Raw genomic sequence first — 24,395 nt, forward strand, 5'->3', positions numbered from 1 at the left:
AAATCTGTTGTCTAGTTGTAACTAGTACCAATGGCCTGTCGACTAGGCCATATCTGCTCGCTCGACAACCGTTCGGTAGTAGCAGTACAGTCCCTCCCTTCGAAGCCACCGCAACTCGAGAAAAGCGGATTCGATTCGCTCATTATCCACCAGAAATACGCAATTAGGGGTGATGACGGCGAATGGATTTATGTACTACTGCGTGATGTACTACGGACATATGGCGGATGATAGCGATTCACAAACAGTGTCACGACGAGACGTATTACGAACGGGAACGATCGCGAGCACGGCCATCCTCGCGGGGTGTATCGGTGGTGGCGGAGACACGCTCTCGTATATCAGTCGCGGTGGAATCACCCAGGAGTCAGAACGTGAAGTCATGGAGGAGTGGTCCGAAGAGAGCGGAGTCGACGTTACACACCAGGAGGTGAGCGACGATAGTGAGATCCTCGAACTCATCGCAGCGAGTCCGGAGGAGTTCGACTTCACCAATCTCGTGCCCGCGGCCTTCTCCGAACATCGTCTCGAGTACGACGGCGAACTGTTCGCTACAATCGACTACGGAGAGATTCCGAACTACGACAATATCAAAGATTCCTGGCAAGACGCACCGTTTCTCGAGGGGCACGACCTCGGAACGTTCTACTACAATAACTCACAGGGAATCGCGTACAGTACCGAACACGCTGAACCGACGTCGTGGGAAGACATCATGGAACCCGAACACGAGGGCACGGTGACGTTACACGACAACGCGGTTACCAGATTCGCGAATACCAGTGCACTCCTCGATATCGATCCGGCCGAGGCGGTCAACGACGACGATCTCTGGGACGAGGTTGCAAGCGAGATGGAGGAGTTCCACCAAAACACCTTCAATTACTGGGTGGCGGGCGACGAGTGGATGCGTCTGCTTCGCGAAGAGCAGGCGCATCTGGTCGAAGGTTGGGGTGGCCGTACCGAAAACCTCGTCGAGGAGGGACACCCCGTCGATTACGTTATCCCCGAAGAGGGTTGTTTGACCTATTCGACCGCCTTCACTGTCGTCGATGAAAGTGAGATGAAAGAGGACGTCTACGACCTTCTCAACTTCCTCTACGAACGCGAGAACGCCGTCGAATTAACGCTCGGTCATCGGTATCCGGTGCAACTCGAGGATCCGCCCGACGAGATTACCGAGCGCCACGATTATACGGATCACCCGGACGACGTGTTGTGGTTCGACTGGGACGAAATCGTTCCAGTACAAGCAGAACTCGAATCGCTTCACGCGGAAATCAAATCCATCTGATCGAGTTGCCCAGAGCGAGACCTAACAGCGACGAAATGTGGTTGATTTATTGATGGGTGCGGTGAATACCGTGTATGCCGACCCGCAAAACTGACATTCACGAGTTGATCCGTAACTCAGTCCAGGACCTCGCCGCTGATTTCGATCCGACGTACTGGCGCGAACACGTCGAAGAAAAACGATTCCCCGAGGAGTACTGGGAGGCACTCGCGGGCAACGGATGGCTCGGCGTGGCGATCGACGAGGAGTACGGCGGCGAGGGAATGGGGATGCACGAAATGGCCATCGTCATCGAAGAGTTGGCGCGCGGCGGCGGGCAGGGTGGTATCATCTTCATCCTCACGCCGGTATTCGGCGGGATCAGCATCCAACGCCACGGGACGGACGAACAGAAGTCGACGTACCTCCCCCAGATCGTCGACGGCGATATGAAATTCTGTATGGGGCTGACCGAGGCGAACGCGGGAACGAATACCCTCTCGATCGAGACGACCGCCGAGCGCGATGGAGACGAGTTCGTCATCCACGGCGAAAAGACGTTCATCAGTAGCGTCGAAACCGCGGACGAGATGTTGTTGGTCGCCCGGACGTCACCGTTCGATCCATCGAACCCGGCCCACGGCGGTACGCTGTTTCTGATCTCGGAACCCGCCGAACGTGACGCGGTTTCGCTGTCGACGCTCGACACGGCGGTGCCGTGGTTCGAACACCAGTATCAGGTCTCTATCGACGGCCTCCGCGTACACGAAGACGACATTCTCGGAACCGTCGACGACGGGTTCAAACTCATGTTCGACACCCTCAATACCGAACGCATCGCCGGTGCAGCAAGCGCGCTCGGGGGCGGACTGCGCGCGATCGACCTCGCAGTCGAATACGCGAACGACCGTGACGTCTTCGGACAACCCATCGGTTCCCACCAGTCGATCCAACACCCACTCGCCGAGTCCTACGCCAAACTCCTGGCCGCTCGAGAACTCACCTATAGCGCCGCCTCGAAGTGGGATTCCGGCGAGGACTGCAGCGTAGAGACCAACGCCGCGAAACTCCTGACGAGTGAGTTCAGCACCGAAGCGGCGTCTCGAGCGATTCAGACCCACGGCGGGAACGGATTCACGAAAGAGTACGAGGTGTACAAAATCTGGCAAAATTCGCGTCTCACACAGACCGTGCCAGTGTCGAACGAGATGGCGAAAAACCACATCGCAGAGCATCGTCTCGGACTTCCTCGATCGTACTAGATCGACGAGATCAATCGGGAGAACTGTTTTATCACCTGTCGTGTTATCCGCTAGATCATGTTAGACGGTAACATTACACGCCGAGGCGCACTCGGAGGGATCGGTGTTGCTGGAGCAGGTCTCGTCGCCGGGTGCGTCGGCGGCTCCGACGACGACGAACTGCACATACTCACCGACCTCTCGAGCGACGAATGGCAGGAGTATTGGGAGAACAACCTCATTCCCGGCTACGAGGAGGAGTACGGGCTCCCCGTCGAACACGAGTACACGGGTCTCGACGAAGTCGGGCGACAGCGACTCGCGACGTTGATGCAGGCACAGGATCCACCGGGAATCTTCCACGCGAGCCTCCCCGAAATCGGCGACCTGGTCAATCAGGGACAACTCGCCGACGTCGACGACGTGCTCGAGGACCTCGAAGACGAGTGGGGCGAGCCGGTGTTCAAATACCTCCTCGAGCCGATCGACGACCAGATCGTAAATATTCCACACGGCCCGTACATCGGGTGTCTACAGTATCGTGAAGACCTGTACGACGAACTCGATCTCGAGGTTCCCGAAACGTGGGACGACCTCCTCGAGAACGCCCAAGCGATAGACGAGATGGACAACGACGTCCGCGGATTCGGGCTCTCAGCCGGTCCGGAAGGAAAACCGGACGCCGACTTTTCGTGTTGGCTCGTGAACGCCGGTGGCGACCGGTTTCGATGGAATAGTGACGACGAAGTCGAGTTAGTCTACGAGGAAGACGACGTCCTGGCCGTTTTCGAGTTGCTCCAGGAACTCGAACAGTACTCGCCGGACCCGGCGAGTCTGGATTATGGCACGACGATCGAGTACTGGGCAAGCGGCCGTCTCGGCCAGTGTATCATGCTCAACGCGTGGGTCTGTTCGGCGGCCTACGAAGCCGGTGCAGAGGAGGTTGCGCTCAACACGAAACAAGAAGTCGTGCCCCACCGAGAGGGCGTCGATCCGGACGTTCGCGGCTTCGTAACGATGACCGGTGCGCCGGTACTCGAGGGCGCGACCCACACCGACGGGGCGAAAGACTTCAATCGGTACATGTACGGTCCCGACCGACACATCGAAGTCAGTTTGATGGAGCCGATGCGATTCCTGCCACCGTACGAATCGATTCTCGAGCACGAGGAGTACCGCAGTGCCGACGTGTTCCAGATCGACGATGGCTACTTCCTCGAGCGCAACGAGTATCTCCTCCAGGAGATTGCACCGCAGGTATCGGATCCGGAGAGTCCGACGACGCCGGAGACGCTCGGATTGCTCTCGTTCGACATCGACGCCCAGATGATCAACCGACTCATCGTCGAAGAAGAGGATCCTGAGGACGTCTACGAGTGGGGGATGGACGAACTCGAGCGACGGTTCGAAGACGTCAAAGCGGCTGCGAATTACTGAGATCCGATGACTCGACTGAATCATCCCGACGACGATCGTGTTGAACAAAAACTCTATACCGATAGACAGGTAATTGTCAACGTATGCCATTCAAGGATGCATACGAAGCGGTAGCCACTCTGTACGACGACGAAGCCGGTTGGGAGGAACACGCACACGTTGGCGACCGGCAGTCGTTCAACATTGGGACCGAAGCGCTCGGCCGCCACAGTGAGTCGGACGAGGTCGGCCTCCGAATCCGTGACTTCGAGAGCGGCGAGACGGAGACGTACACGTTCGCCGAACTCGACGCCGCTGCAAACCGGGTTGCGAACTACTTGCTCGAACACACGGACAGCGGTGCCCGAATTGGCGCGAAACTCCCCACCCAGTTCGAGCTGTACGCAGTCGTCTTCGGGACGATCAAAGCCGGCAGAATCTACCTTCCGTTGGCTCCCGTCTTCGGACCGGACGCGCTGAACTATCGGCTCGAGGACTCGCGAGCGTCGGTCCTGTTTACGACCGAGAGCGGCTGTGAAATCGTCGATTCTGACTTGCCTGCACTCGATCGGATCGTCACCGTAGACGGTGGATCCGTCGACGGTTCGGTAGCCGTCGACAGCTACGACGTCGTTCGGAATCACGACGACGACTTCGACGCCGTCGAGACACACCCAGACGACCCGTTCACCCTCACGTACACCTCCGGAACGACGGGTTCGCCGAAGGGCGTGCTCAGTCCACACCGAGGGCCCGTCGAACTCTATGCATACACCGAGTACGTCGTCAACTTGCGTCCCGACGACGTCTACCTCGTTGCCGCATCGCCCTCGTGGTCGTACGGGCTCAACATGGGCACGATCATGTCCGGAATCCGCGGGACGGCGATCGGTTGCTATCGCGGACAGTTCAACCCTCACACGTTCTTCGAGACCCTCGAGCAGTGGGGCGTCGACAACGCGATGATTCCGCCGACGGCACTCCGCCAGTCTCGAGCCGCCGGGATCGATCTGAGCGAGTACGATATCGATCTCCGGGTGTTGATCTCGGCGGGGGAGGCACTCGATCAGGACACCGTCGACTGGTGTGAGGAGGGACTCGGCGCGCCGCCACAGGACTCCTACGGTCTCACGGAGGGCGGGATGGTCGTCTGTAACTACGCGTTCGACGATTGGGAGGTCAAACCTGGCAGCATGGGAAGAGTCCTTCCCGGCGCGGAGGTTACGCTACTGGACGAAGACGGGAACGAAGTCGAACAGGGAGAGGTCGGCGAGATCGCGATCAAACGCACCGAATCCCCGACCGGGTCGTACTGGGGGCGTCCCGAGAAGACCCTCGAAACGTTTACCGGCCAGTGGCTTCGAACCGGCGATCTCGCCAGACGAGACGAAGACGACTACTTCTGGTACGTGAGTCGCGCTGACAACGTCATTATCTCCTCGGGCTATCGCATCGGTCCCGAAGAAGTCGAGGAGACGCTGTTGAACCACCCCGCGGTAGAGGAAGCCGCAGTCGTCGGCAAGGACGACGAAACCCGCGGCAAACTCGTCGCAGCGTACGTGACCCTCGTCGGCGAGTACGAGCCGTCGCTAGAACTCGAGGACGAACTCAGCAACTTCGCCAGAGAAGAACTCTCGAAACACGAGTATCCACGCGAAATCGAATTCATCGGTGAACTCCCGAAAACAGCGAGCGGGAAGATCAAACGCGCCGAACTCTCGGACTGACCGGCCTGCGAACCGAAACTCGTTTGGCTTCTTTTCTCGAGGATCGAGGTACGATCACCGATGCAGATCGACCCACGCGATGGCACCCACTCGATGTACCGAACCCTGACCGGGCTCGTCGTTCCCCGCCCAATCGGCTGGATCAGTACCCGCAGCCACGCAGGCGTCGACAACCTCGCCCCCTACAGCTTCTTCAACGCCGTCAGCGTCGATCCGCCGATCCTCATGTTCTCCCCGATCGACAGACCTGACGGCCTCACGGATACGACGGTCAACGTCCGAGAAACCGAAGAGTTCGTCGTCAATCTCGTCACCAACGAGTTCGCCGACGCGATGAATCAGACGAGCGTCGAACTGCCGTCGTCCGAGAGCGAGTTCGACGACGCGGATCTCGAGCGAGAAGCCGCTGCGGTCGTCGAGCCGCCTCGAGTCGCGGGGGTGGCCGCCGCCTTCGAATGCGAATTACACGACGTTCTCGACGTCGGCTCGAGTTCGCTCGTCTTGGGAGAAGTCGTTTCGGTCTACGTCCGCGACGACGTCACCACGAACGGAAAAGTCGACACGTCGAAACTCGACATCGTCGGTCGACTCTCCGGTGGATCCTACGACAGGATCGACAATCGATTCGAGATGGAGCGACCGGACTAATCCTCGCTCGAGGCCGCGGACTTGGCCAGAATCGCCGCGATGAGCCGTCGGCCGAATCCGACCCCAGAATGCAAAGAGTGAACTATTATCGTGATAACAATTACATATGACTGGGTCGAACGGAATCGACGAGGGAGCGCACGGAACGGAGCGCGTCAACGACGTTTCGATACACTACGTAACCGCCGGGTCGGGCCCGCCGCTAGTCTTGCTCCACGGCTGGCCCCAGACCTGGTACGAGTGGCGGGAGGTCATTCCGGCGTTCGCCAGCGAATACACCGTGATTGCGCCCGATCTTCGTGGGATGGGTGATTCAACGACGCCGCTGTCAGGGTACGACAAGGACACCGTCGCGACGGATATTCGGGAACTCGTCCACGCACTCGGGCACGGTGACGAACGGATCGCGCTCGTCGGGCACGACTGGGGGATGCCGACGGCCTACGCGTACGCGGCCCAGTATCGAGACGAAGTCGCGGCGCTGTGCGTCCTCGAGGCGGGGCTGCCGGGCATCCGCGAAGACGAAAAGCGTCACTTCTGGCACACGCGTTTTCACGGCGTTCGGGACTTACCGGAGCGACTCGTCGCCGGTCGGGAACGGCTGTACCTCGAGTGGTTCTACAAGAAGGGCGCGTACGACCCCGCCGCGATCGATTCCGACGCCCGAGACGAGTACGTTCGCTGTTACTCCCAACCCGGCGGACTTCGCGGGGGCTTCGAATACTACCGTGCGTACGACGACGACGTCGAGAACAACGCAGCTCACGCCGAAACGCCCCTCGAGATGCCCGTGCTCGCACTCGGCGGTGAGGCGTCGTTTCGCAGCCTTCCGATCGAGGACATGAACGCGGTCGCGACCGACGTCGAGGGGGAGGTCCTCGAGAATGCCGGTCACTGGATTCCTGAGGAGCGTCCGGAGTACTTCGTCGAACGAGTACAGTCGTTTCTCGAGACCGCGACAACATAGGTCAGGGCAAAGACGACACGGAAAGCGGAGTCGCGCCGACTACCGCTCCAGAACGTTCACACAGGACACCGCTCCGGTCGCGTTGCGACCGATCCCGATGTTGTGCTGGAGGCCGACCTCGGCGTCGGGGACCTGCACGTCGCCAGCGTCGCCCCGAAGCTGTTCGAAGATTTCGGCAATCTGTGCGACGCCGGTTGCACCGATCGGATGGCCCTTCGAGAGGAGGCCGCCGGAGGGGTTCACCGGCTTTTCGCCGTCGAGATGTGGAATGCCCTCGTCGATGAAGGCACCCGCCTCCCCCTGCTCGCAGAACCCGAGGTCCTCGTAGGTGATCAGTTCGGTGATCGAGAAGCAGTCGTGGACCTCGGCGACGTCGACATCGTCGGGGCCGTAGCCCGACCGCTCGTAGGCCATACTCGAGGCCTGCCTCGAGGCCGGGAAGTTCGTCAGCGCCAGGTCGTCGCCGCGCATGAACGAGTCCGTCGAGAAGCCGTAGCCGGCGACTCGAACCGGCGCGTCGGTAAACTCGCGGGAACGCTCGTCGTTGGTCACGAGCACCGCACACGCGCCGTCGGTCACGGGACAGCAGTCGTAGAGGTTGAGCGGGTACGACACTGTCGCTGATTCCATAACGTCGTCGACCGAGCACTCGAACTGCTGGTGGGCGTGGGGGTATTTCGTTCCGTTCTCGTGGTTCTTGACGGACACCTCCGCGATTTGCTCGCGGGTGGTGTCGTACTGCTCCATGTGCCGAGTCGCTCGCATGCCGAAAAACGCCGGCATCGTCACGCCCCGCCCGCGCCAGAGGCGCTCGAGGGCGGCGCCGCCGATGAGTCCCTCCGTCGAATCGAGCATCTTCTCCGCGCCGATGACGAGTGCAACCTCGATGTCGCCGGCCTTGACGGCCTGGACGGCGTTCCGGAACGCGTCGCTGCCGGTCGCACAGGCGTTGACGATCTGGGTCGCCGGCTTCTCGAAGAGGCCGGTTGCGTGGGCAACGGCCGCGCCCGAGGATCCCTCGTTCGCGATATCGAGGGTGCCGTACCAGATCGCGTCGATGTCGGCCGTCGGGTTGATACCGTGATCGACGCTTTCGACGAGATCGAGGTACGCCCCCTCGAGGAGATCGTCGAACGACCACTCGTACTTCTCGCCGAAGTCGACGATACCCGATCCCACGACGTGTGCGTCGGTCATCGTTTCACCTCGCGAGGGACCGAGAACTTGAAGGAGTTGATCGGCCGCTCGCCGTCGTCGAACAGTTCACGGAACCGGGCGACGACCTCGGTCCCGACCGACAGTTCCTCGAGTTCCGTTTCGGTCAACAACCCGTAGACGCGAGCGGATTCGCCCGAGCCGTCCGCCTGTGGCAGGTCGACGATCGCCAGCGGTTGTGGCACTTCGATGTCGTCGGGGAGGTACTCCTGGACGACGAAGGTCTGTATTTCGCCTCGTTCGGCAAGCTGTACCTCCTCGAAGGTCGCCGGTGCGTCGCCACAGCGTTTGCACGTCCGTTTTTCGTCGGGAAACGAGACGTAGTCACACGACTGGCACTCGAAGGCCACCAGTCGCTGGTCCTGTCGTCTGGTTCGATTATATCGTGGTCCGCTCATGCGTTTGGCACTCCCTGGTAGTCGTATCGCTCGCGGTATTCGAGATGCTTGACGTACGGAACGTACTCCTTGGCCTCGAGTTGCTCCGCGACGGTCAACCCGTCGAGGTTGCTCGCGCCATCTGCAACCGAAACGACGAACGCGTCGGCACCGCCTTGCCCGTAGGCGACCGCACCGATCGTCGAACCGGCGTCGACGGACTCGATCGCGTGACACAGATCGAGCAACAGCGTCGCCGTTCCCGCGTACCCGACTTCGTTCCACGTCGAGACGCGTTCGGCGTCGATCGGCTCGAGCGCCGCTCGAGCGAGTCGGAACCCGGGTGCGCTGGCAACGCCGTACTCGAGTTCTCCGTCGGTGTCGACTCGATCGAATGCCGTCGAGACCGCCGGCGTGACTCCTTTGCGCCGCTCGAATCGAGCATCGCCGGCAGTGGCCGACTCGCCGTGTTCACGATGGCGCTCGAGAAAGCCCGTCGTCGCCTGGCCGACCGCGTCGATCGTCGCCATCGGGTCGTCACTATCTGGTCGGAGAACGAGTGCGCCAGCGCCGGCGCCCATCGTCGATTCATCGTCCCCGCCGGGTTCGACTGGCATGACGTCGACCGCCGCGACGACGACGGGGGCGCCGGTCGCGCGAACGTACTCGGTTGCCGTCGCCAGCGCGTCGGCCGCCGCACGGCCGCTAGCTTGGAAATCCCCGGTTCGTACGTCGCTCGACAGACCGGCCCTGTACGCGATCTGGGCAGCGATACCGTGTTCGGCGAATCGGTCGCTGACACTGGCCGTGAACACAGCTGTGACGTCGTCGGCCGTCGCCGCCGATCGGTCGAGCGCAGTCGTCATCGCCTCACTCGCCATCGTCACGTGGTTTTCGTCGCGAGCGGGAACCGCGCTCTCGCCGCGACCGCGACCGCCGTGTTGGTCGGCAATATCGCGACGATCGATTCGGTACAGCGGAACGTACCCGCCAGTACCGTCAATTACAACCATCGGATCGACACCTCTGTTGAGAGAGCATGGGACAGTTAGCAAGTGGTGTGTCGACAACCGACATGATAAGTGTACGGGTGGTCGAAAGCTCAACTTCGTGGTCGTATTTCGACAGATCGCTTCCGGTTCGAAAATCCGCGCCGAGAGAGTCGATGTCGGAGTGAGTCGGCGGATTCGGTAGTCGGAGAGAGCCGTTCACCGTTTCAGTGTCGCAAACGCGACCAGTGTCGTTGTCGGCCGTCGAAACACGTCCTCCGGCCGAGAGAAACGCAACACCAATGAGTCATGTTCACATGCGACAGTAACAGAACCGCACTCATGAATAACGCCCTTAGGGTGTTAATCAAGGGGACGAGTTAGGCGGATTAGGTGTGAGAGAAAAGGCGCAGGTAGCCATATTGTATAACGAAACGTGATGGTTCGATTCGGTTATCGAGCAGGCGATTGAGTCAGCAGGTCGCACTCTCGTAGCCACTACACGTCAGTGCACCCCTGGTCACCAGACAGTTCGGCGATCAGTGTGTACCCGTTTCAGTTGTTACGATAGACTGAGAATGTACGGTCGTGCCAGCACCATTCCGGGCGGAACCGTGGTCTCGAACTGGAGGGACCGTCGACACGATACTGTAAAGAAGTACCACCCTGCCGAAGGAAGCGATGGACGCATCGATGCCAACAGTAGATTCGTGGACGAATCGTCTTTCCGACCTCGATTGTCGCCGACGTTCCAGAGAACGTACCGCTCCGAAGCAGGTTTACAGCGGTTCCTCGCCCGTTCTGATTCGGTCGGCACGGTCGGCGAGTCGTGGTACTCGCTCTTCCATCAGCGGATAGGTCTCGTTATCGGCGTTTCCATCGAGATACCGTCGGTACATCATCTCGCAGGCACTGGCCATTTTGAACACGCCGAACGTTCGGTAGAATCGGTGATGGTCGAACGTCCGGCCGGTCCGGTCTTCGTACTGTTCGACGAGTTCTCGTCGCGTCGGGTATCCCTCTCGAACCAGAAACTGAGGCAACAGCGAGTCCTCGACCGCCGGATCACCCGGATCGGGCCAGTAAACCAGCATCCAGCCGAGATCCATCGCGGGGTCACCGCGGGTACAGAGTTCCCAGTCGAAGACGGCTTCGATCGCTGGCGACTGCTCGTGGGCGTCGCCCGCTCGCCCGTTCGTGGGCGCGTCGTGGCCCCCGCCCGGCGCGAACATGACGTTGTCGAGTTTGTAATCACCGTGGACCAGCGTGTGGTCGTACTCGTCGGGAACGTTCTCCGCGAGCCAATCGGCGACGTCGCGTAGCAACGGCACGGAACGCTCTTCTTCCGTCCGTTCGAACGCCCACTCGAGTTGCTCAGTCCACCGGTCGACCTGCCGTTCGGTGTACCCATCCGGATGACCGAGTTCACCGAGACCGACCGCGTCGGGGGCAGTTTCGTGAATATCGGCGATTGTCTCGATGAAACGTTCCGAAAGCAACCGTCGGGAGCGCGGGTGTGCGAATCGATTCGGTTCTTCGTCTCTGAGTACGTCGCCGCGACAGCGCTCCATCAGGTAAAACTCGGCACCGATGATGTCGTGATCGTCACAGCCCGCAATCGGCTGTGGAACCGGCACAGCAGCGTCTCGAAGCGCCTCGAGGACGCGGTACTCCCGGAGCACGTCGTGTGCGGAGTCGGCCGTCGCTCCGGCAGGCGGGCGTCGGAGCACGAGGTCGTACTCGTCCCACTGAAGGAAGAGGGTCTCGTTCGATTGGCCCTCCGGATGGTAGGAAAATTCGAGGTTGTCGGCGGGGCCGAGCGTCGCCGTCAGGTACTCGGAGAGGGCATCTCGCTCGATCAGTCGGTCGAGGTAGTCGGCGTTATCTGAACGTGTCATGGTAAGACAACAGTGAGTGGATGGACCGTCCGTTCTTCGAGCCCCCGAGTTGCTCGCTCGAGCACTTGGAGCGTTCGCCACGAGCGCTCTGTCCGTGCGCGATCGTAACACCGTCACCGGCATTCTCGCCGAACCCATCCAACAGCGGCGTTTCGGAACGTATCATGGCACTGTGTAACAGCAAGCACACATATAACGCTATGGACTGACGAGTTGCTGTTTCAGTGGGGGAAACCGGAAGAACGAGACCGGGACGTACCGACCGCCCGGAGAGAGCCACTGGACGAATCGAAAGCGCCGATCGAATCCCTCGAGTGGTGGGCCGTGCTTACCGGTTCCGTTCGGTCGCGAGCCGTGCGTCGATGAGTCGGTCTCGGTTTGCTTCGGGGGAACCGAGGAAGTTTCGCCAGCTCTTGGCCTGTTTCAGGTAGATGTGGGCGTCGTGGTCCCAGGTGAACCCCATCCCGCCGTGATTCCAGATATCGTCGCCGAAGACGCGGTGCAAGCGGTCGGCCGCGAAGGATTTCGTTGCGGCGGCAGCGCGTGCGGCGTCCGGTTCGTCTCCGTCGAGAGCCCACGCGGCGTAGTAGACCAGCGAGCGGGCACCCTGCATGTCAACCCACATATCGGCCGTTCGGTGTTTGACCGCCTGGAACCGGCCGATCGGCTGCCCGTACTGTTCGCGCTCGGTGCCGTATTCGGCGGAAAGCTCGACTGCCCTGTCGGCGGCTCCGACGAGCATCGCGGTGCCGGCGACGGAAAACCGATCCATCGCGGTTACGAGCGCGCTTCCGCCGCCGTGGAGCGGGCCGATCAGCGCCTCCTCGTCGACGGTGAGTCCGTCGATCGAAAACTCGTACATCGGCCGGGCCCAATCGAGGCTGTCCATCCGGGTCGTCTCGACGGCATCGTGATCGGTTTCGACCGCGAACAGCGAGACGCCGTCGTATCCCTGGCTCTCTCTGGTTCGGGTCGCGACGATCACCACGTCGGTTTCCCCAGCGTACGGGACCAGGGTCTTCGTCCCCTCGAGCCGGAACTCGGCCGTCTCCGCTTCACCGAGACGCTCGGCTCCCATCTGAATACTGCCCGGGAGAGGTTCGGTTTCGTCGTCGTACACGGCGAGGCTCAGACGTAGGTCGCCATCGGCGACCGACGGGAGGTACGTCGACCGTTGGTCGTCGGTACCGAGATCCCTGATCAACGGCACGGCGACGGCCGCCGTCTCGGGGAGCGGCCCGGGCAGTGCGTACCGACCCGCAGCCTCGAGCAGTGCCGCCAGGTACACCATCCCCTCGCCGAATCCGCCGTACTCGAGCGGAACGGTGATCGCTGTATAGTCGAGACCGGCGAGTTCGTCCCACAGGTCGTCGACGACGTTCTCGCCGTCTGCCTGTCGTCTCGCGAGGTCGGTTCCGCCCTCGGATTCGATAAACTCCCGTGCAGTCTCCTGTACGCGCTCGTGTTCCTCGGTTAGTCTCGCATCCATCGTTACTCACTCCGGTGGCTCGTTTTGCTCTTGTTGTCCTTCGGCAAGCCGAGCACCCGCTCGCCGATGATGTTTCGCTGGATGTCGCCCGTTCCGGCGGCGATCCACGCGCCGTACGATCGGATGTAGCCGGACGTCTCGTCGAAGGCGTTGTGGCCGTTCTCCCACAGGGCCGCAGCCGGCCCCTGGACGTTCACCGCGAAGTTGAGCAGATCGTGTCTGAGTTCGTCGCTGATGAGGAGGTCCATCGAGCCCTCCGGCCCGGGGGTTCCTGACTCCGCCTGTTTACTGACGTTTCTGTAGTGGGTGGCCTTTGCCGCCTGAATTCGTGCGTCGAAATCTGCCAGTTGCTGACGGATCCGGTCCCGTTCGACCAACGGCGTGCCGTTTCGCGTCTCGGTCCGACAGTACTCGAGAAGGGCTAAATACCGTTGTTCGATCGAATAGATCGACGTCGAACCGTGTTCGAACGCCGAAAGCGTCATGACGACATCCCAGCCCCGATCGATCTCGCCGACGACGAGATCCGCAGATGCGACCGCATCGTCGAAGTAGACCTGATTGAACGTCCGATCGTCGTGTGGCTGGTGGATCGGTTCCGTGCTGATTCCGTCCTGATCCATTTCGACGAGGAACACGGTGAGCCCCTCGTGTTTCTTTCCGGAATCGTCGGTCCGCGTAACGAGGAAACACCAATCGGCGACGTGCGCGTAACTGGTCCAGATCTTCTGGCCGTTGACGAGCCACTCGCCGTCGCCGTTCGCCTCGGCGTTCGTCGTGAGGCTCGCGACGTCCGACCCCGCTTCCGGCTCGGAGTACCCCTGACACCAGATCTCCTCCGCGCTGAGAATTTTCGGCAGGAATCGTTGTTTCTGCGCTTCGGTTCCGACTTCGATCAGCGTCGGCGCGATGAGATTGATCCCGATGAGGTTGATCTGTGGCGGTGCGTTGATCCGCGCCATCTCTTCGCGATAGATCGTCTGCTCGACCAACGACGCACCGCGACCGCCGTACTCCTCGGGCCAATGGACGCCCGCCCACCCGTCGTCGGCCAACGTTCGTTGCCAGTCTCGAAGGAATTCGACGCGTTCGGCGTCGTCATCGGGTAGTTCCGGGTCCTCGAGCCAACCCTCCGGCGCGTTCTCCTCGAGCCACGCGCGCAACTCGTGACGAAACGTCTCCTGTTCGTCCGTATAGCTAAAGTCCATGGTGGTACTCTTCGTCTCCGATCGGATGGTAACACGTCAGTTCATATAATCTAATCCCTATTCGTCTACCTGTTCCGACGAGAAACTGTCCTAGATTCGAACCGTACTCCGGAACGCTCGTCCCCGATTACGCTGTCGTCGGGGGCTCGAGCGCTTCGATTACGTCGTCGACGTAGCGATCGAGACGCTCGCCGGGTATGGGATTGCCGTGAATGGGAGCGACGTACGTCACGTCGAGGGTGTCGAAGAGCGTTTCGAAGGCGTTACCGAGTCGCTCGCGGTCGAGGTAGTCGACGAACGGAATCTTATCGAGGTAGAACGCGTCGACGTGATCCGCTGACGGGCCGCCGTCCATTTCGGCCGTCGTCAGGTCACAGTTTCCTGGGTCGTGGTAGTGTCCGAACGCCTCCGCCGTGAACAGGACGCCCGATTCGTGGTCGTAGACCCACTGAGAGACCGTTACGTCGGTGAGTAGGGGATGCATGCACGTAAACGGTCGGCCGGCGAACTCGACTGGCGCGTTGAGTTGTCGGGCCTCCGCGTCCGGCAGACCGACGATTTCGGGAAAACGCCCCGTCGCAGCGATCGTCTTGATCTCTCCCCACTCCGATTCGAACGCGGGAACGTTCTCGGTGTGAGGGAGCGTCGAATGGGTGAGCAGTATGACGTCCGGCCCGTTTCCGTCGGTGAGCTGATTAATTTCTGCAATGATCTCGTCGCGATAGTGGCTCGAGCCGGAATCGACGAGTACGGTGCCGTTTTCGCCTCGAATCAGGTACTCGGACATGTGCATGTGATACTCGTCGTCCGGGTGGCAACTCGAGATCCAGTGGACGTCGTCAGTGAGTTTCGTCGTCATCGATCTACCTCCGGCGGGCGCAGTATGTACTCGAGTTTGCTCTCCATATTGCTCGGTTCACCTTCTCGCGACAGCGCCTCGACGGCCTCGAGGAAGCGATCCAGATAGGTATCCAACCCGTCGGTCATAACCATCCCGTGGGCCGGCGCGATGACGTCGGGGTCGAGTCTGTCTCTAACGTCGTCGACGGCGCGTTCGATCGCATCGAGGTCGGCAAAGCGCATCCAGGGAAACGCCAGTGCGTGAAATCGGAACACCTGTTCGACCGCGACGTCGCGGTCGAGGTCGCTCGCGAGCGTCACGCAGTTCGAACTCTGATGGAGAAATCCCATCCAGTCGACCGTAAACAGGGTGTTCGTCGTTCGTTCGCTCATCCACAGCGTAAACGAGTGATCGGGGAACAACGGCGCTTCGAACTCGACCGTGTGCGTCCCCAGATCGATCGTCTCTCCGGGTTCGACGTACCGGATCTCGTTTGGTACCTGATCGACGTCCGCTGGCGTGTCGGACGCGATGTGATAGAGTTCGTGTTCGGCTCCGTGTCCGCTTCCGTAGCCAGCCGCTTCGCCGGGGACCAAAAGCGTCGCGTCGGGATACGCGTCGAGAATGGTGAAGGTGTTGCCCGCGTGATTGGCCTCCGGGTGCGAGATGACGAGGTAGTCGAGGGATTCCCCCTCGAGCAGGTCGTCGATCAGTTCGACGACGTCATCGCCGTTTGGCTGGGTGAGCGTATCGAACAGCAGATTTCGCTCGTCGGAGAGGAGATACGCGTTCTGACAGCCATGGACGTCCTCGTCAGCTTCGACCCATTCCTCGAGATCGAACTGCCCTAGTTCGGTGAGCGTGCCCAGTGGAAGACACTCCTGGGTCCAGTAGAGCCCGTCGCTGAGCTCTCGATGTTTCGGCGTAGACACGGTTTCAGTCATGCTATAACGTCCCACACACTCTGTACTAGCATAGTTCTTGGTGTATCGACGGGGAATCGACGGCGATTGTCGCGAGCGTCGACAGCGGTTCGTGTCGTGGCTTCTCGAGGATGCTGTTCCCGACCCACACTTCGAAATCCGGTTGTTCTCGCCTCGAGGCGAGCTACAGCAAGTCGGCCAGTGTCGTCATCGTCGTGTCCTTTTCGGCGTCGGTCATCCCGCCGACGAAGCCGGCGCGAACCGCATCGACGCCGTCGACGGCGGCGTATCGAGTGACGTGCGAGCGAACTTCCTCGGGCGTCCCCGCAGCCGCGAACTCGTCGAGGACCTCGTCGGAGAGCGCTGCGGACATCCCTGCACGGTCGCCGTCGTTCCACGCCGCTCGTATCGCTTCGACGACGTCCTCGTACCCCTGTGAAGCTACCGAATCACCGTAGTACGGTCCGTAGGCACCGATCAGGAACGCGAGCATCGACCGGGCCTTCGAGCGAGCCTGCTCGCGATCTTCGCTCGCGATACACCGTAGGATCGGACTAACGCGGACGTCGCTCGCGTCGCGCCCTCCGAGTTCGACTCCTCGCTCGAGATCCGCCAGTCGGTCTTCGAGCCCGTCCGTCGAGAACAGTTGCGGAACCCAGCCGTCCGCGAATCGGCCGGTTAGTTCCGTAGCTTTCGGCCCGAGCGTCGCGAGATCGATCCGGGGCGGCGTCTCGGGAACGTCTCGGTCGTAGGACAGCCCCCGTTGATCGAAAATTTGGCCCTCGTAGGCCGAGGTCCCGTCGGTACAGATCGTCCGGATTACCTCGAGCGTTTCGCGAAGTCGTCCCAACGGACGGTCGAACGACGTTCCGTGCCACTGCTCGGTCAGCGCGGGCGAACTCGGTCCGAGTCCCAGTCGGTACCGGCCGTCCGAGAGGTCGTGCAGGGCGAGGGCCGTCTGAGCGAGCACCGCCGGCGACCGGCCGTACGGCGAGAAAACGTCGTTCGAAATGCCGATCTCGTCGGTCTGAGCGGCGATCAGTGAGAGCGTCGGGACGATACTCCACCCCGTCGCTTCCCCCATCGAGACGCGACTGTATCCGAGCGCCTCCGCTCGACGAACGCGATCGACGATCGACTCGTGCGTGTCGTGATCACCCGTCATGACGACCAGATCGAGGGCTTCGTTCATTCGATGACACCACCGGTGAGATTCGTTTCGAACCGATACATCACCCGTAGTTCCAGTCGATCGAGTATAAATTTACAGGCTCACGGGTCTGCCCGTCCGTCGTCCTCCGATTCCATTCGACGAGGGGGTGGCTGCAGTATGCGATCGGCCGACGATTGGGATCTCCGACGTAAAAGCTAACACGTCGATCCCGAAACGTAGTGGTATGGATTATCTCCCCACACTACCGGAGACGCTGTCGCGGACGACGCGAAAGTACCCGGATCGAGAGGCGATCGTCTATCCTCGCAAGGACCTCCGACTCACCTACGCCGAACTCGACGAGCGAGTCGACCGGTTCGCGAACGTGCTTCGAGATCGCGGCGTCGAAACGGGTGATCGAGTCTCGCTGTTGCTCCACAACTCCGCCGAATTCGTGGTCGCACTGTTCGGACTCCTGCGCGCCGGTGCCGTCTTCAACCCCATCAACTATCGACTCGCGCCCAGCGAAGTGGGGTACATCCTCGAGGACTCCGAGTCGACAGTCCTCGTCTTCGAAGCGGCGACGCGAGAGACGGTCGAGAACGGCCGCGGTGAGTTCTCTACGGTCGAGGAATACGTCTACGTCGACGACGACGTCGAAGAAACGCCGGCGTACGCGGTCGGGTTCCACGACCTCCTCGAGAAGTCGGATACTACCGCGCCGTCGGTCTCGATCGATTCGACGGACCAGTACGCGATCATGTACACGAGCGGGACGACCGGTCGGCCAAAGGGCGTCGTCCACTCCCACCGGGACGCGACCTACCACAACATGCTTTATGCCGGCCAGATGGGGCTCGACTTCACGGACGTCGGCATCTCGGCGATGCCGTTGTATCACAACGCGGAACTCAACTGCGGACTCCTCGCGCGAATTAACCTCGGCGCGAAGACGGTGATCCTCCACGATTTCGACGCCCGACGCGCCCTCGAGGTCGTCGACGAGGAACGCGCGACCCACCTCTTCGTTGCCTCGCGGATCTGGCGACAGCTCCTCGAGACGTCACGCGAACTCGACTCGTTCGACGGGTCGTCGCTTTCTCTCGGCGTCTACGGCGCGGCACCGATGCCGCCGTCGCTGCTCGAGGAGTGTATCGAGACGTTCACGGAGGACTACGCCACGGCCTACGGAATGACCGAGATGGGGCCGTGCGCGACGTTCATCCTTCCCTTCGAGGTCCGCGAGCATCTGGAAAGCGTCGGTCGCGCCGCGCCGAACCACGAGGTTCGCATCGTCGAGCCAACCGAGGACGAGGATCCGAACGACCCCGTCAATCCCGACGATACCGTCGAAACGGGTGAGACGGGCGAGATCATCCTCCAGGGGCCGCCGATGATGGAAGAGTACTGGAACGAACCGGAGAAGACCGCGGACGCGATTCGCGACGGCTGGTTCTTCACGGGTGACGCGGGGTATCTCAACGAGGACGGCTACCTCTTCTTAGTCGACCGGATCGACGACATGATCATTAGCGGCGGCGAGAATATTTACCCGACCGAAATCGAGAACGTCCTCTACCAATACGACGGCGTCGCCGAGGCCGCAGTGATCGGCGAAGCGGACGACGACTGGGGTGAACGTGTCGTCGCGTACATCGTTCCAGACGGTGAGCTGACCGCGAACAAACTCGAGATATTTTGCCGCGAGAGCGACGACCTCGCCGAGTTCAAGCGCCCGCGCCACTACGAGTTCCGCGAGGAACTCCCGCGAAACCCCAGCGGGAAAATTCAGAAGTACAAGCTCCGAAACGAGAACTGATCGCGGGAAGCTGATCCGTTACGGCGGTTCCGGTCGCCCCGTGGATTCGGAGGCCCCGCTCGAGGAGACCCGTCTTTCACGAATTGAAGCGGAACGCACGGAACCACTTCGCCGAACAGCAGCTATATATCGCCGGCTGTGCCAGGCACTGTGTATGCGCGCCGCAGCGTTTACCGGAATCGGTAGTCCAGAGCACGTCGAAGTCGAACCGTTCGCCGATCCCGAGGCGAACCCCGGAGAGGCGGTCCTCGAGGTCGAGGCCTGTTCGATCAACCACCACGACCTGTGGATCCTCCGCGATGGCTTCCGGGTTGAGGAAGACCAGTTGCCGTACGTCGCGGGGATGGACGTTGCCGGCACCGTTTCGGCGGTCGGCGACGACGTCGAGAGCGTCGAACCGGGCGACCGCGTTCTGCTCTGTCCAAATCAGACCTGTGGCTCCTGTCGGTACTGCCGTGACGGGCCGGAAACTCACTGTGAACGATTCGATCTCTACCACGGCGGCCTCGCGGAGTACGCGGCGGTCGACGCCGATCGGCTTATTCGGCTCCCGGATACCGTCGACTCCGTGGACGCGGCAGCGATCCCCGTGGCGTACATGACTGCGTTCCGTATGCTCGAGGAAGCCGACGTCGGCCCCGGTGACCTCGTGTTCGTCCCGGGTGCGACCGGTGGCGTCGGTGTCGCCACCGTCCAACTCGCCGACGTTCTCGGCGCTCGGACGATCGGAACGTCGACCTCTCGAGAGAAACTCGACCGGCTCGAGACGCTCGGCGCCGATTACGTCATCGAATCCGGCGGTCCCGACGAGATTCGCGATGCGGTCCTCGAGATTGGCCGCGTCGACGTGACGATAAACCACCTCGGTGGCCCGTACACCGAGGTCGGACAAAACGTCCTGCGACGCGGCGGACGCATGGCGATCTGCGGACAGACGGCGGGACCGACCTCGACGCTCACGATGGGCGATCTCTTCTTGAATCACAAGCGGATCATCGGGAGCACGATGGGAACACAGTCGGATCTCGAGCGTCTCGTCGATCTGGTTGCCGACGGCCGACTCGATCCGGTCGTGGACGAACGCTATTCGCTCGACGACACCGATCAGGCGTTCGCCGATATGGACGATCGAAACGCGCTCGGTAAACTCGTCGTCGAGCCCTGAGTCTTTGCCACGTCGTTCGACTCGAGCGGGGGCGAATTTCCGCGCCCTCGTGACCCGGCGTCGAACGCGGCAGTTTCCGTCTCTCGACTCGCATCAGATCGACATCGGTTCGCTCGCTCGTCGCCCAACCAGTGGTGTCACCTCAGTCGTCTTCTGTCGACACATACGGGCATCGGACTCCGTCCCGATTCGGTCGATTCGTGGCGATCGAATTGGCCGAGTACGGCTTCGTCTCGACGTCGTCTACCCGATCCGATCGAGACGGCGAAAAGAGAATCGGCGCGTTAGACGCGCTCGATGATCGTCGCGATACCCTGGCCGAAGCCGATGCACATGGTCGAAAGCGCTCGGTCTTGTCCCGTGCGCTCGAGTTCGTGGGCGAGTTTCGTGGTGAGCATCGCCCCGGTCGCCCCGAGTGGGTGGCCGTGAGCGATCGCGCCGCCGTTGACGTTGACCTGCTCCCAGGACGCGCCCGTCTCCTCGAGCCAGGCACCGACGACGGAGGCGAAGGCCTCGTTGACCTCGAAGAGGTCGATGTCCGAAATATCCAGGTCGGCCTGCTCGAGGACTTGCTTCGTCGCCGGAATGGGACCTTTCAACATCGTCACGGGGTCGACGCCGACGACCTCCGTCTGGACGACGCGAGCCATCGGCTCCCAGCCGTGTGCTTGGGCCGCCTCTGCACTGGCGATCAGGAGCGCCGACGAACCGTCGACGATACCGGAGGAGTTTCCGGGATGGTGGAATCCATCCCCCTCTTCGCGGAACGCCAACGGCAGGTTCGAGAGCGTCTCGAGGTCGGTCCCGGGACGCGGGTGCTCGTCCTGTTCGATAACGATCTCTTCTCCCTCGAGTTCGGTCTCGACGGGAACGACCTGGTCGTCGTACCGGCCATCTTCCCACGCCTCGCCCCAGCGGCGCTGGGAATCGACGGCGATTTCGTCGAGTTCCTCACGTGAGAGGTCGTACTCCTCGGCGATGCGTTCGGCACCCTCGCCCTGATGGGTTCGTTCGTCGAAATGGTCGAAGTACGTGTCCGTGAGCCCACTTCCCTCGCCGCCGTCCGATCCCATCGGCACCCGAGTCATGTGCTCGACCCCGCCCGCGATCAGCACGTCGTGTTGGTCTGCCATGACGTTCGCCGCGGCGAAATTGAGCGCCTGCTGGCCCGAGCCACACATTCGATTGAGTTGCACACCCGGAACGATATCGCCCCAACCGGCGACCATCGGCGCGAGACGGCCGACGTTGAGTCCCTGTTCGCCGATCGGCGAGACACAGCCGTAAATGACGTCTTCGATCGTCTCTGGCTCGAATCCGTTACGTTCTCGAAGCGCCTTCAGTGGCTCTGCCGCGAGGTCCTGTGGGTGTGTATCTCGAAACGATCCGTCCCGCTTTCCGAACGGGGTCCGTACTGCATCGACAATCACTGCTTCTTTCATTGATGCGTGTGCCAATACCACCCGCGGTAGTAATAGGTTTTGTTTGTATTCGTCATGCGACAGGTCGCACGCTGAACAATCAGCTCAGAGAGCGTTAAACCGATTGGATCGACCGAAATTCGTGTGTAAACGAGTCGCAATTCGTGTCGAAGGGGCGTGTTCGGCGTTCGCGTTCGCAGGTTTCTCAGGTACCACACACTGATCGCAAGATGCGTTCGAACTGTCCCGAGGTCACGTCCGTGTTACCACTCGAGGCAGTGAGACAACGGTCGAAAACGGTTGGCAGACGGCGGTAGCACGGTGATAATTGAGGAAGAATTCTTCAAACACCTCATATAAAAAGGAGGGAATTGACCATTTGTGCGACGATAACAGACAATTCCGCTGGGGAAACATACAAACGGTCGGAGCGCATCACCTTGACTCACGCAGCCATGGTAGAGAAAATCACACTCACTCCCGTGGACGGAATACCGCCGGATTCGAGAGTGTACCATTACGACGAACTCCCGGAACGTGCGAAGGAACGGTTCCCTCGGCTAATCAAAACTGACGGGCGAGATGTGGCTACCCCTGAACAGATTTGCAACACGTTCGAGTCGGACGATATCATCAAGTTCACCAACTACTATCGGATCACGGTTCGTCAAGAGTCGCCTCGAGCGTGACGTCCTGCTCACGAGTCGCGGTACCGGCCACGATGACCACGGTGGGACGTTCGTAGCCCGATACGCATCTCGAGTCAGCGTTAGAAACCGGGTTCTGCGACTCATCTCCGTCGTTGTGAGAACGGCGAGGATGAGTTGTGTGTCGCCTCTCTCTGGGACGGAAGAGATTGCATCGACTCAACCGGAACGTGGGATTCCTGCGAACTCAGTCGGTAGATACCAAGGTCGTAACGATTGCCCCAGACGTCTCCCCTGTTCGAACGTCGTCACAACTACTATTACGCTACTACTGAGAACACGAACATGGACGGGCTGACTCTCGGAGACCTCGCAGAGACGAATGCGCGCAAGTATCCCGACGACGACTGCCTCGTTTCGCTCGTCGACGGAACTCGAGACTCGATCACGTTCCGCGAGTTCGACGACCGAGTGAATCAGGTCGCTCGAGTGCTCGCTGACCGCGGAGTCACGGAGGACGACCGAGTCGCCGTTTACATGCAAAATCATCCGGAGACGATCTACTCCTACTACGCTGCGATGAAACTCGGGGCCCTGCCGGTACCGATCAACCACCGGTTCAAAGACGAGGAAGTGGGCTACGTTCTCGAGGATAGCGGCGCGTCGGTGTGCTTCTTCGACTCCGAGTCGAGGGAAACGATTTCGACGGTCGCTGGGAGCGACGACGTACAGATCGGTGAATACCTGTACCACGGAGCGGACGCTCCCGCCTTTGCCGACGGTCTCGATGCTGCCCGCGACGGTGTTTCCACCGATCGCGTCGACGTCGTGCCGACTCGACTCGACGCCGCCGCGCTCATGTACACGAGCGGGACAACGGGGAAACCGAAAGGCTGCGTCCTCACTCACGACAACGTCATCCAGAACTCCGTGAATACCGTCTACAGCTGTCATCTCGAGGAGGAAGAAGATCGATTTCTCGTCGTTACCCCGCTGTTTCACATCGCGGCGTTCGCACTGTTCAATAACACCTTCTACTGCGGATCGACGACGTATCTGATGAACGAATTCGATCCCGCTCGCGTGATGGAAGTCATCGAAACCGAACGCATTACTGGCTCGTTTTTCGTCCCGACGATGAGTCGAAGGCTACTCACCGTCGACGAGTTCGAAGACTACGATCTCTCCGCCTTCGATCACTACATGACCGGTGGCGCACCGTCCGGCGACGCACTCAAAACAGCGATTATCGAATCGTTCGACACGAATCTCTACGAGGTGTTCGGCCAGACCGAAACGTCCCCCGTCACCTGTCTGCTCGGTCCAGAACACGCACTCGAGAAGCCAGACAGCATCGGGAGGGAGATCGTCAACGTCGCCGTCAAGATCGTCGACGACGACGGGGACGAAGTGGACCGCGGCGATATCGGTCGAATCGCGTACCGCGGGCCGACCGTGTTCGAAGGGTATCTCGGAATGCCCGAAAAGACCGATGAGGTGTTCGACGACGAGGGGTACTTCGTCTCTTCTGACCTCGTCCGGCGGGACGAAGACGGATTCCTCCACTTCGTCGGGCGATACGATGATATGATCATCTCTGGCGGAGAGAACATTCACCCCGCCGAAATCGAGGAGGTCTTGCACGAACACGAGCGAATTTCGGAGGTCGCCGTTGTCGGCGTTCCCGACGAAGCGTGGACCGAGCGCGTGAAAGCGGCCGTCGTACTCCACGATGGTGAGTCGCTGACCGATGCGGAGGTCAGCGAGTACGTCGGGAGCCATATTGCCGACTTTAAGAAACCCCGTGAGGTCGAGTTCCACGAGGCACTGCCGCGAAATCCGACCGGGAAGATCCTCAAGGATGAACTGAAATGAGACGCCGTTGCGTCTCGATACCGTAGAGTAGGGGTACATGTGGTCAGGAGAGCATCTACCGGTACGTCACGAGACGAAATTTGTTGACCGCTATTCACTCACA

The 24,395-nt window shown here is 60.8% G+C and carries 19 protein-coding genes; 9 read left to right on the top strand and 10 right to left on the bottom strand.

Annotation, left to right across the window (positions count from 1 at the left end):
- Positions 1-220: 220 nt before the first annotated feature.
- The 6 genes from BB347_RS11540 to BB347_RS11565 all read left to right on the top strand — a co-directional run bounded on the left by BB347_RS11540 (position 221) and on the right by BB347_RS11565 (position 7,272).
- The gene (locus BB347_RS11540) at positions 221-1,294 is read left to right on the top strand and encodes an ABC transporter substrate-binding protein (protein ID WP_083687749.1); all 1,074 of its coding nucleotides are present in this window, start codon (positions 221-223) and stop codon (positions 1,292-1,294) included.
- Between the two features lie 74 nt (positions 1,295-1,368).
- Positions 1,369-2,535, top strand: a complete 1,167-nt coding sequence (locus BB347_RS11545) for an acyl-CoA dehydrogenase family protein (protein ID WP_076581574.1) — start codon at positions 1,369-1,371, stop codon at positions 2,533-2,535.
- A gap of 57 nt (positions 2,536-2,592) precedes the next feature.
- Positions 2,593-3,951 carry an ABC transporter substrate-binding protein gene (locus tag BB347_RS11550; RefSeq protein WP_083687744.1) on the top strand — a complete coding sequence of 453 codons (1,359 nt, stop codon included), beginning with the start codon at positions 2,593-2,595 and terminating at the stop codon, positions 3,949-3,951.
- Positions 3,952-4,034: 83 nt separating this feature from the next.
- Positions 4,035-5,657: an acyl-CoA synthetase gene (locus BB347_RS11555; protein ID WP_076581576.1), complete on the top strand. Its 1,623-nt coding sequence runs from the start codon at positions 4,035-4,037 to the stop codon at positions 5,655-5,657.
- Between the two features lie 60 nt (positions 5,658-5,717).
- Positions 5,718-6,305: a flavin reductase family protein gene (locus tag BB347_RS11560; RefSeq protein WP_076581577.1), complete on the top strand. Its 588-nt coding sequence runs from the start codon at positions 5,718-5,720 to the stop codon at positions 6,303-6,305.
- Positions 6,306-6,411: 106 nt separating this feature from the next.
- Positions 6,412-7,272 (top strand): alpha/beta fold hydrolase, encoded by an 861-nt coding sequence (locus BB347_RS11565; protein ID WP_076581579.1) that lies wholly within the window; start codon positions 6,412-6,414, stop codon positions 7,270-7,272.
- Between the two features lie 39 nt (positions 7,273-7,311).
- Here BB347_RS11565 and BB347_RS11570 read toward each other — a convergent pair whose 3' ends face one another.
- The 9 genes from BB347_RS11570 to BB347_RS11610 form a co-directional block, all read right to left on the bottom strand.
- A complete protein-coding gene (locus BB347_RS11570; RefSeq protein WP_076581581.1) occupies positions 7,312-8,469 on the bottom strand; it encodes a thiolase family protein in 1,158 nt (385 codons plus the stop codon).
- The gene (locus BB347_RS11575) at positions 8,466-8,885 is read right to left on the bottom strand and encodes an OB-fold domain-containing protein (protein WP_139327010.1); all 420 of its coding nucleotides are present in this window, start codon (positions 8,883-8,885) and stop codon (positions 8,466-8,468) included. The genes BB347_RS11570 and BB347_RS11575 overlap by 4 nt, the downstream gene beginning before the upstream one ends.
- Positions 8,882-9,877 carry a hypothetical protein gene (locus BB347_RS11580; RefSeq protein WP_076581584.1) on the bottom strand — a complete coding sequence of 332 codons (996 nt, stop codon included), beginning with the start codon at positions 9,875-9,877 and terminating at the stop codon, positions 8,882-8,884. The genes BB347_RS11575 and BB347_RS11580 overlap by 4 nt, the downstream gene beginning before the upstream one ends.
- A gap of 755 nt (positions 9,878-10,632) precedes the next feature.
- Positions 10,633-11,751, bottom strand: a complete 1,119-nt coding sequence (locus BB347_RS11585) for a phosphotransferase family protein (protein ID WP_076581586.1) — start codon at positions 11,749-11,751, stop codon at positions 10,633-10,635.
- 328 nt (positions 11,752-12,079) lie between these two features.
- Complete coding sequence (locus tag BB347_RS11590) at positions 12,080-13,240, bottom strand: acyl-CoA dehydrogenase family protein (RefSeq protein ID WP_076581587.1); 1,161 nt, start codon at positions 13,238-13,240, stop codon at positions 12,080-12,082.
- A 2-nt stretch (positions 13,241-13,242) separates the two neighbouring features.
- Positions 13,243-14,448, bottom strand: a complete 1,206-nt coding sequence (locus BB347_RS11595) for an acyl-CoA dehydrogenase family protein (protein WP_076581589.1) — start codon at positions 14,446-14,448, stop codon at positions 13,243-13,245.
- 127 nt (positions 14,449-14,575) lie between these two features.
- Complete coding sequence (locus BB347_RS11600; RefSeq protein WP_076581591.1) at positions 14,576-15,307, bottom strand: MBL fold metallo-hydrolase; 732 nt, start codon at positions 15,305-15,307, stop codon at positions 14,576-14,578.
- Positions 15,304-16,233: an MBL fold metallo-hydrolase gene (locus BB347_RS11605; RefSeq protein WP_076581592.1), complete on the bottom strand. Its 930-nt coding sequence runs from the start codon at positions 16,231-16,233 to the stop codon at positions 15,304-15,306. The genes BB347_RS11600 and BB347_RS11605 overlap by 4 nt, the downstream gene beginning before the upstream one ends.
- 163 nt (positions 16,234-16,396) lie before the next feature.
- Positions 16,397-17,404 carry a TIGR04024 family LLM class F420-dependent oxidoreductase gene (locus tag BB347_RS11610; protein ID WP_076581594.1) on the bottom strand — a complete coding sequence of 336 codons (1,008 nt, stop codon included), beginning with the start codon at positions 17,402-17,404 and terminating at the stop codon, positions 16,397-16,399.
- Positions 17,405-17,609: 205 nt separating this feature from the next.
- Between BB347_RS11610 and BB347_RS11615 the strand changes: the two genes are divergently transcribed.
- Together BB347_RS11615 and BB347_RS11620 are read left to right on the top strand one after the other, a co-directional pair.
- On the top strand, positions 17,610-19,184 hold the full coding sequence (locus BB347_RS11615; protein ID WP_076581595.1) for a long-chain-fatty-acid--CoA ligase: 1,575 nt from the start codon (positions 17,610-17,612) through the stop codon (positions 19,182-19,184).
- Positions 19,185-19,338: 154 nt separating this feature from the next.
- Positions 19,339-20,349, top strand: a complete 1,011-nt coding sequence (locus BB347_RS11620) for an alcohol dehydrogenase catalytic domain-containing protein (protein WP_076581597.1) — start codon at positions 19,339-19,341, stop codon at positions 20,347-20,349.
- Between the two features lie 284 nt (positions 20,350-20,633).
- Here the strand turns inward: BB347_RS11620 and BB347_RS11630 are convergent, their stop codons facing one another.
- Entirely contained in the window at positions 20,634-21,791 is a 1,158-nt protein-coding gene (locus tag BB347_RS11630) for a thiolase family protein (protein ID WP_076581600.1), read from the bottom strand.
- Between the two features lie 971 nt (positions 21,792-22,762).
- On the opposite strand from BB347_RS11630, the gene BB347_RS11640 reads away from it, so the two are divergent.
- Entirely contained in the window at positions 22,763-24,292 is a 1,530-nt protein-coding gene (locus tag BB347_RS11640) for a class I adenylate-forming enzyme family protein (protein WP_076581603.1), read from the top strand.
- Positions 24,293-24,395: the final 103 nt, after the last annotated feature.

This window comes from Natronorubrum daqingense, assembly GCF_001971705.1.
Lineage (GTDB): Archaea > Halobacteriota > Halobacteria > Halobacteriales > Natrialbaceae > Natronorubrum > Natronorubrum daqingense.

Coding starts and splice junctions, on each gene's coding strand:
- BB347_RS11560 (WP_076581577.1), top strand. CDS start 5,718: ATGCAGATCGACCCACGCGATGGCACCCACTCGATGTACCGAACCCTG.
- BB347_RS11600 (WP_076581591.1), bottom strand. CDS start 15,307: ATGACGACGAAACTCACTGACGACGTCCACTGGATCTCGAGTTGCCAC.
- BB347_RS11565 (WP_076581579.1), top strand. CDS start 6,412: ATGACTGGGTCGAACGGAATCGACGAGGGAGCGCACGGAACGGAGCGC.
- BB347_RS11620 (WP_076581597.1), top strand. CDS start 19,339: ATGCGCGCCGCAGCGTTTACCGGAATCGGTAGTCCAGAGCACGTCGAA.
- BB347_RS11595 (WP_076581589.1), bottom strand. CDS start 14,448: ATGGACTTTAGCTATACGGACGAACAGGAGACGTTTCGTCACGAGTTG.
- BB347_RS11585 (WP_076581586.1), bottom strand. CDS start 11,751: ATGACACGTTCAGATAACGCCGACTACCTCGACCGACTGATCGAGCGA.
- BB347_RS11610 (WP_076581594.1), bottom strand. CDS start 17,404: ATGAACGAAGCCCTCGATCTGGTCGTCATGACGGGTGATCACGACACG.
- BB347_RS11570 (WP_076581581.1), bottom strand. CDS start 8,469: ATGACCGACGCACACGTCGTGGGATCGGGTATCGTCGACTTCGGCGAG.
- BB347_RS11615 (WP_076581595.1), top strand. CDS start 17,610: ATGGATTATCTCCCCACACTACCGGAGACGCTGTCGCGGACGACGCGA.
- BB347_RS11630 (WP_076581600.1), bottom strand. CDS start 21,791: ATGAAAGAAGCAGTGATTGTCGATGCAGTACGGACCCCGTTCGGAAAG.
- BB347_RS11540 (WP_083687749.1), top strand. CDS start 221: ATGGCGGATGATAGCGATTCACAAACAGTGTCACGACGAGACGTATTA.
- BB347_RS11590 (WP_076581587.1), bottom strand. CDS start 13,240: ATGGATGCGAGACTAACCGAGGAACACGAGCGCGTACAGGAGACTGCA.
- BB347_RS11545 (WP_076581574.1), top strand. CDS start 1,369: ATGCCGACCCGCAAAACTGACATTCACGAGTTGATCCGTAACTCAGTC.
- BB347_RS11575 (WP_139327010.1), bottom strand. CDS start 8,885: ATGAGCGGACCACGATATAATCGAACCAGACGACAGGACCAGCGACTG.
- BB347_RS11550 (WP_083687744.1), top strand. CDS start 2,593: ATGTTAGACGGTAACATTACACGCCGAGGCGCACTCGGAGGGATCGGT.
- BB347_RS11605 (WP_076581592.1), bottom strand. CDS start 16,233: ATGACTGAAACCGTGTCTACGCCGAAACATCGAGAGCTCAGCGACGGG.
- BB347_RS11555 (WP_076581576.1), top strand. CDS start 4,035: ATGCCATTCAAGGATGCATACGAAGCGGTAGCCACTCTGTACGACGAC.
- BB347_RS11640 (WP_076581603.1), top strand. CDS start 22,763: ATGGACGGGCTGACTCTCGGAGACCTCGCAGAGACGAATGCGCGCAAG.
- BB347_RS11580 (WP_076581584.1), bottom strand. CDS start 9,877: ATGGTTGTAATTGACGGTACTGGCGGGTACGTTCCGCTGTACCGAATC.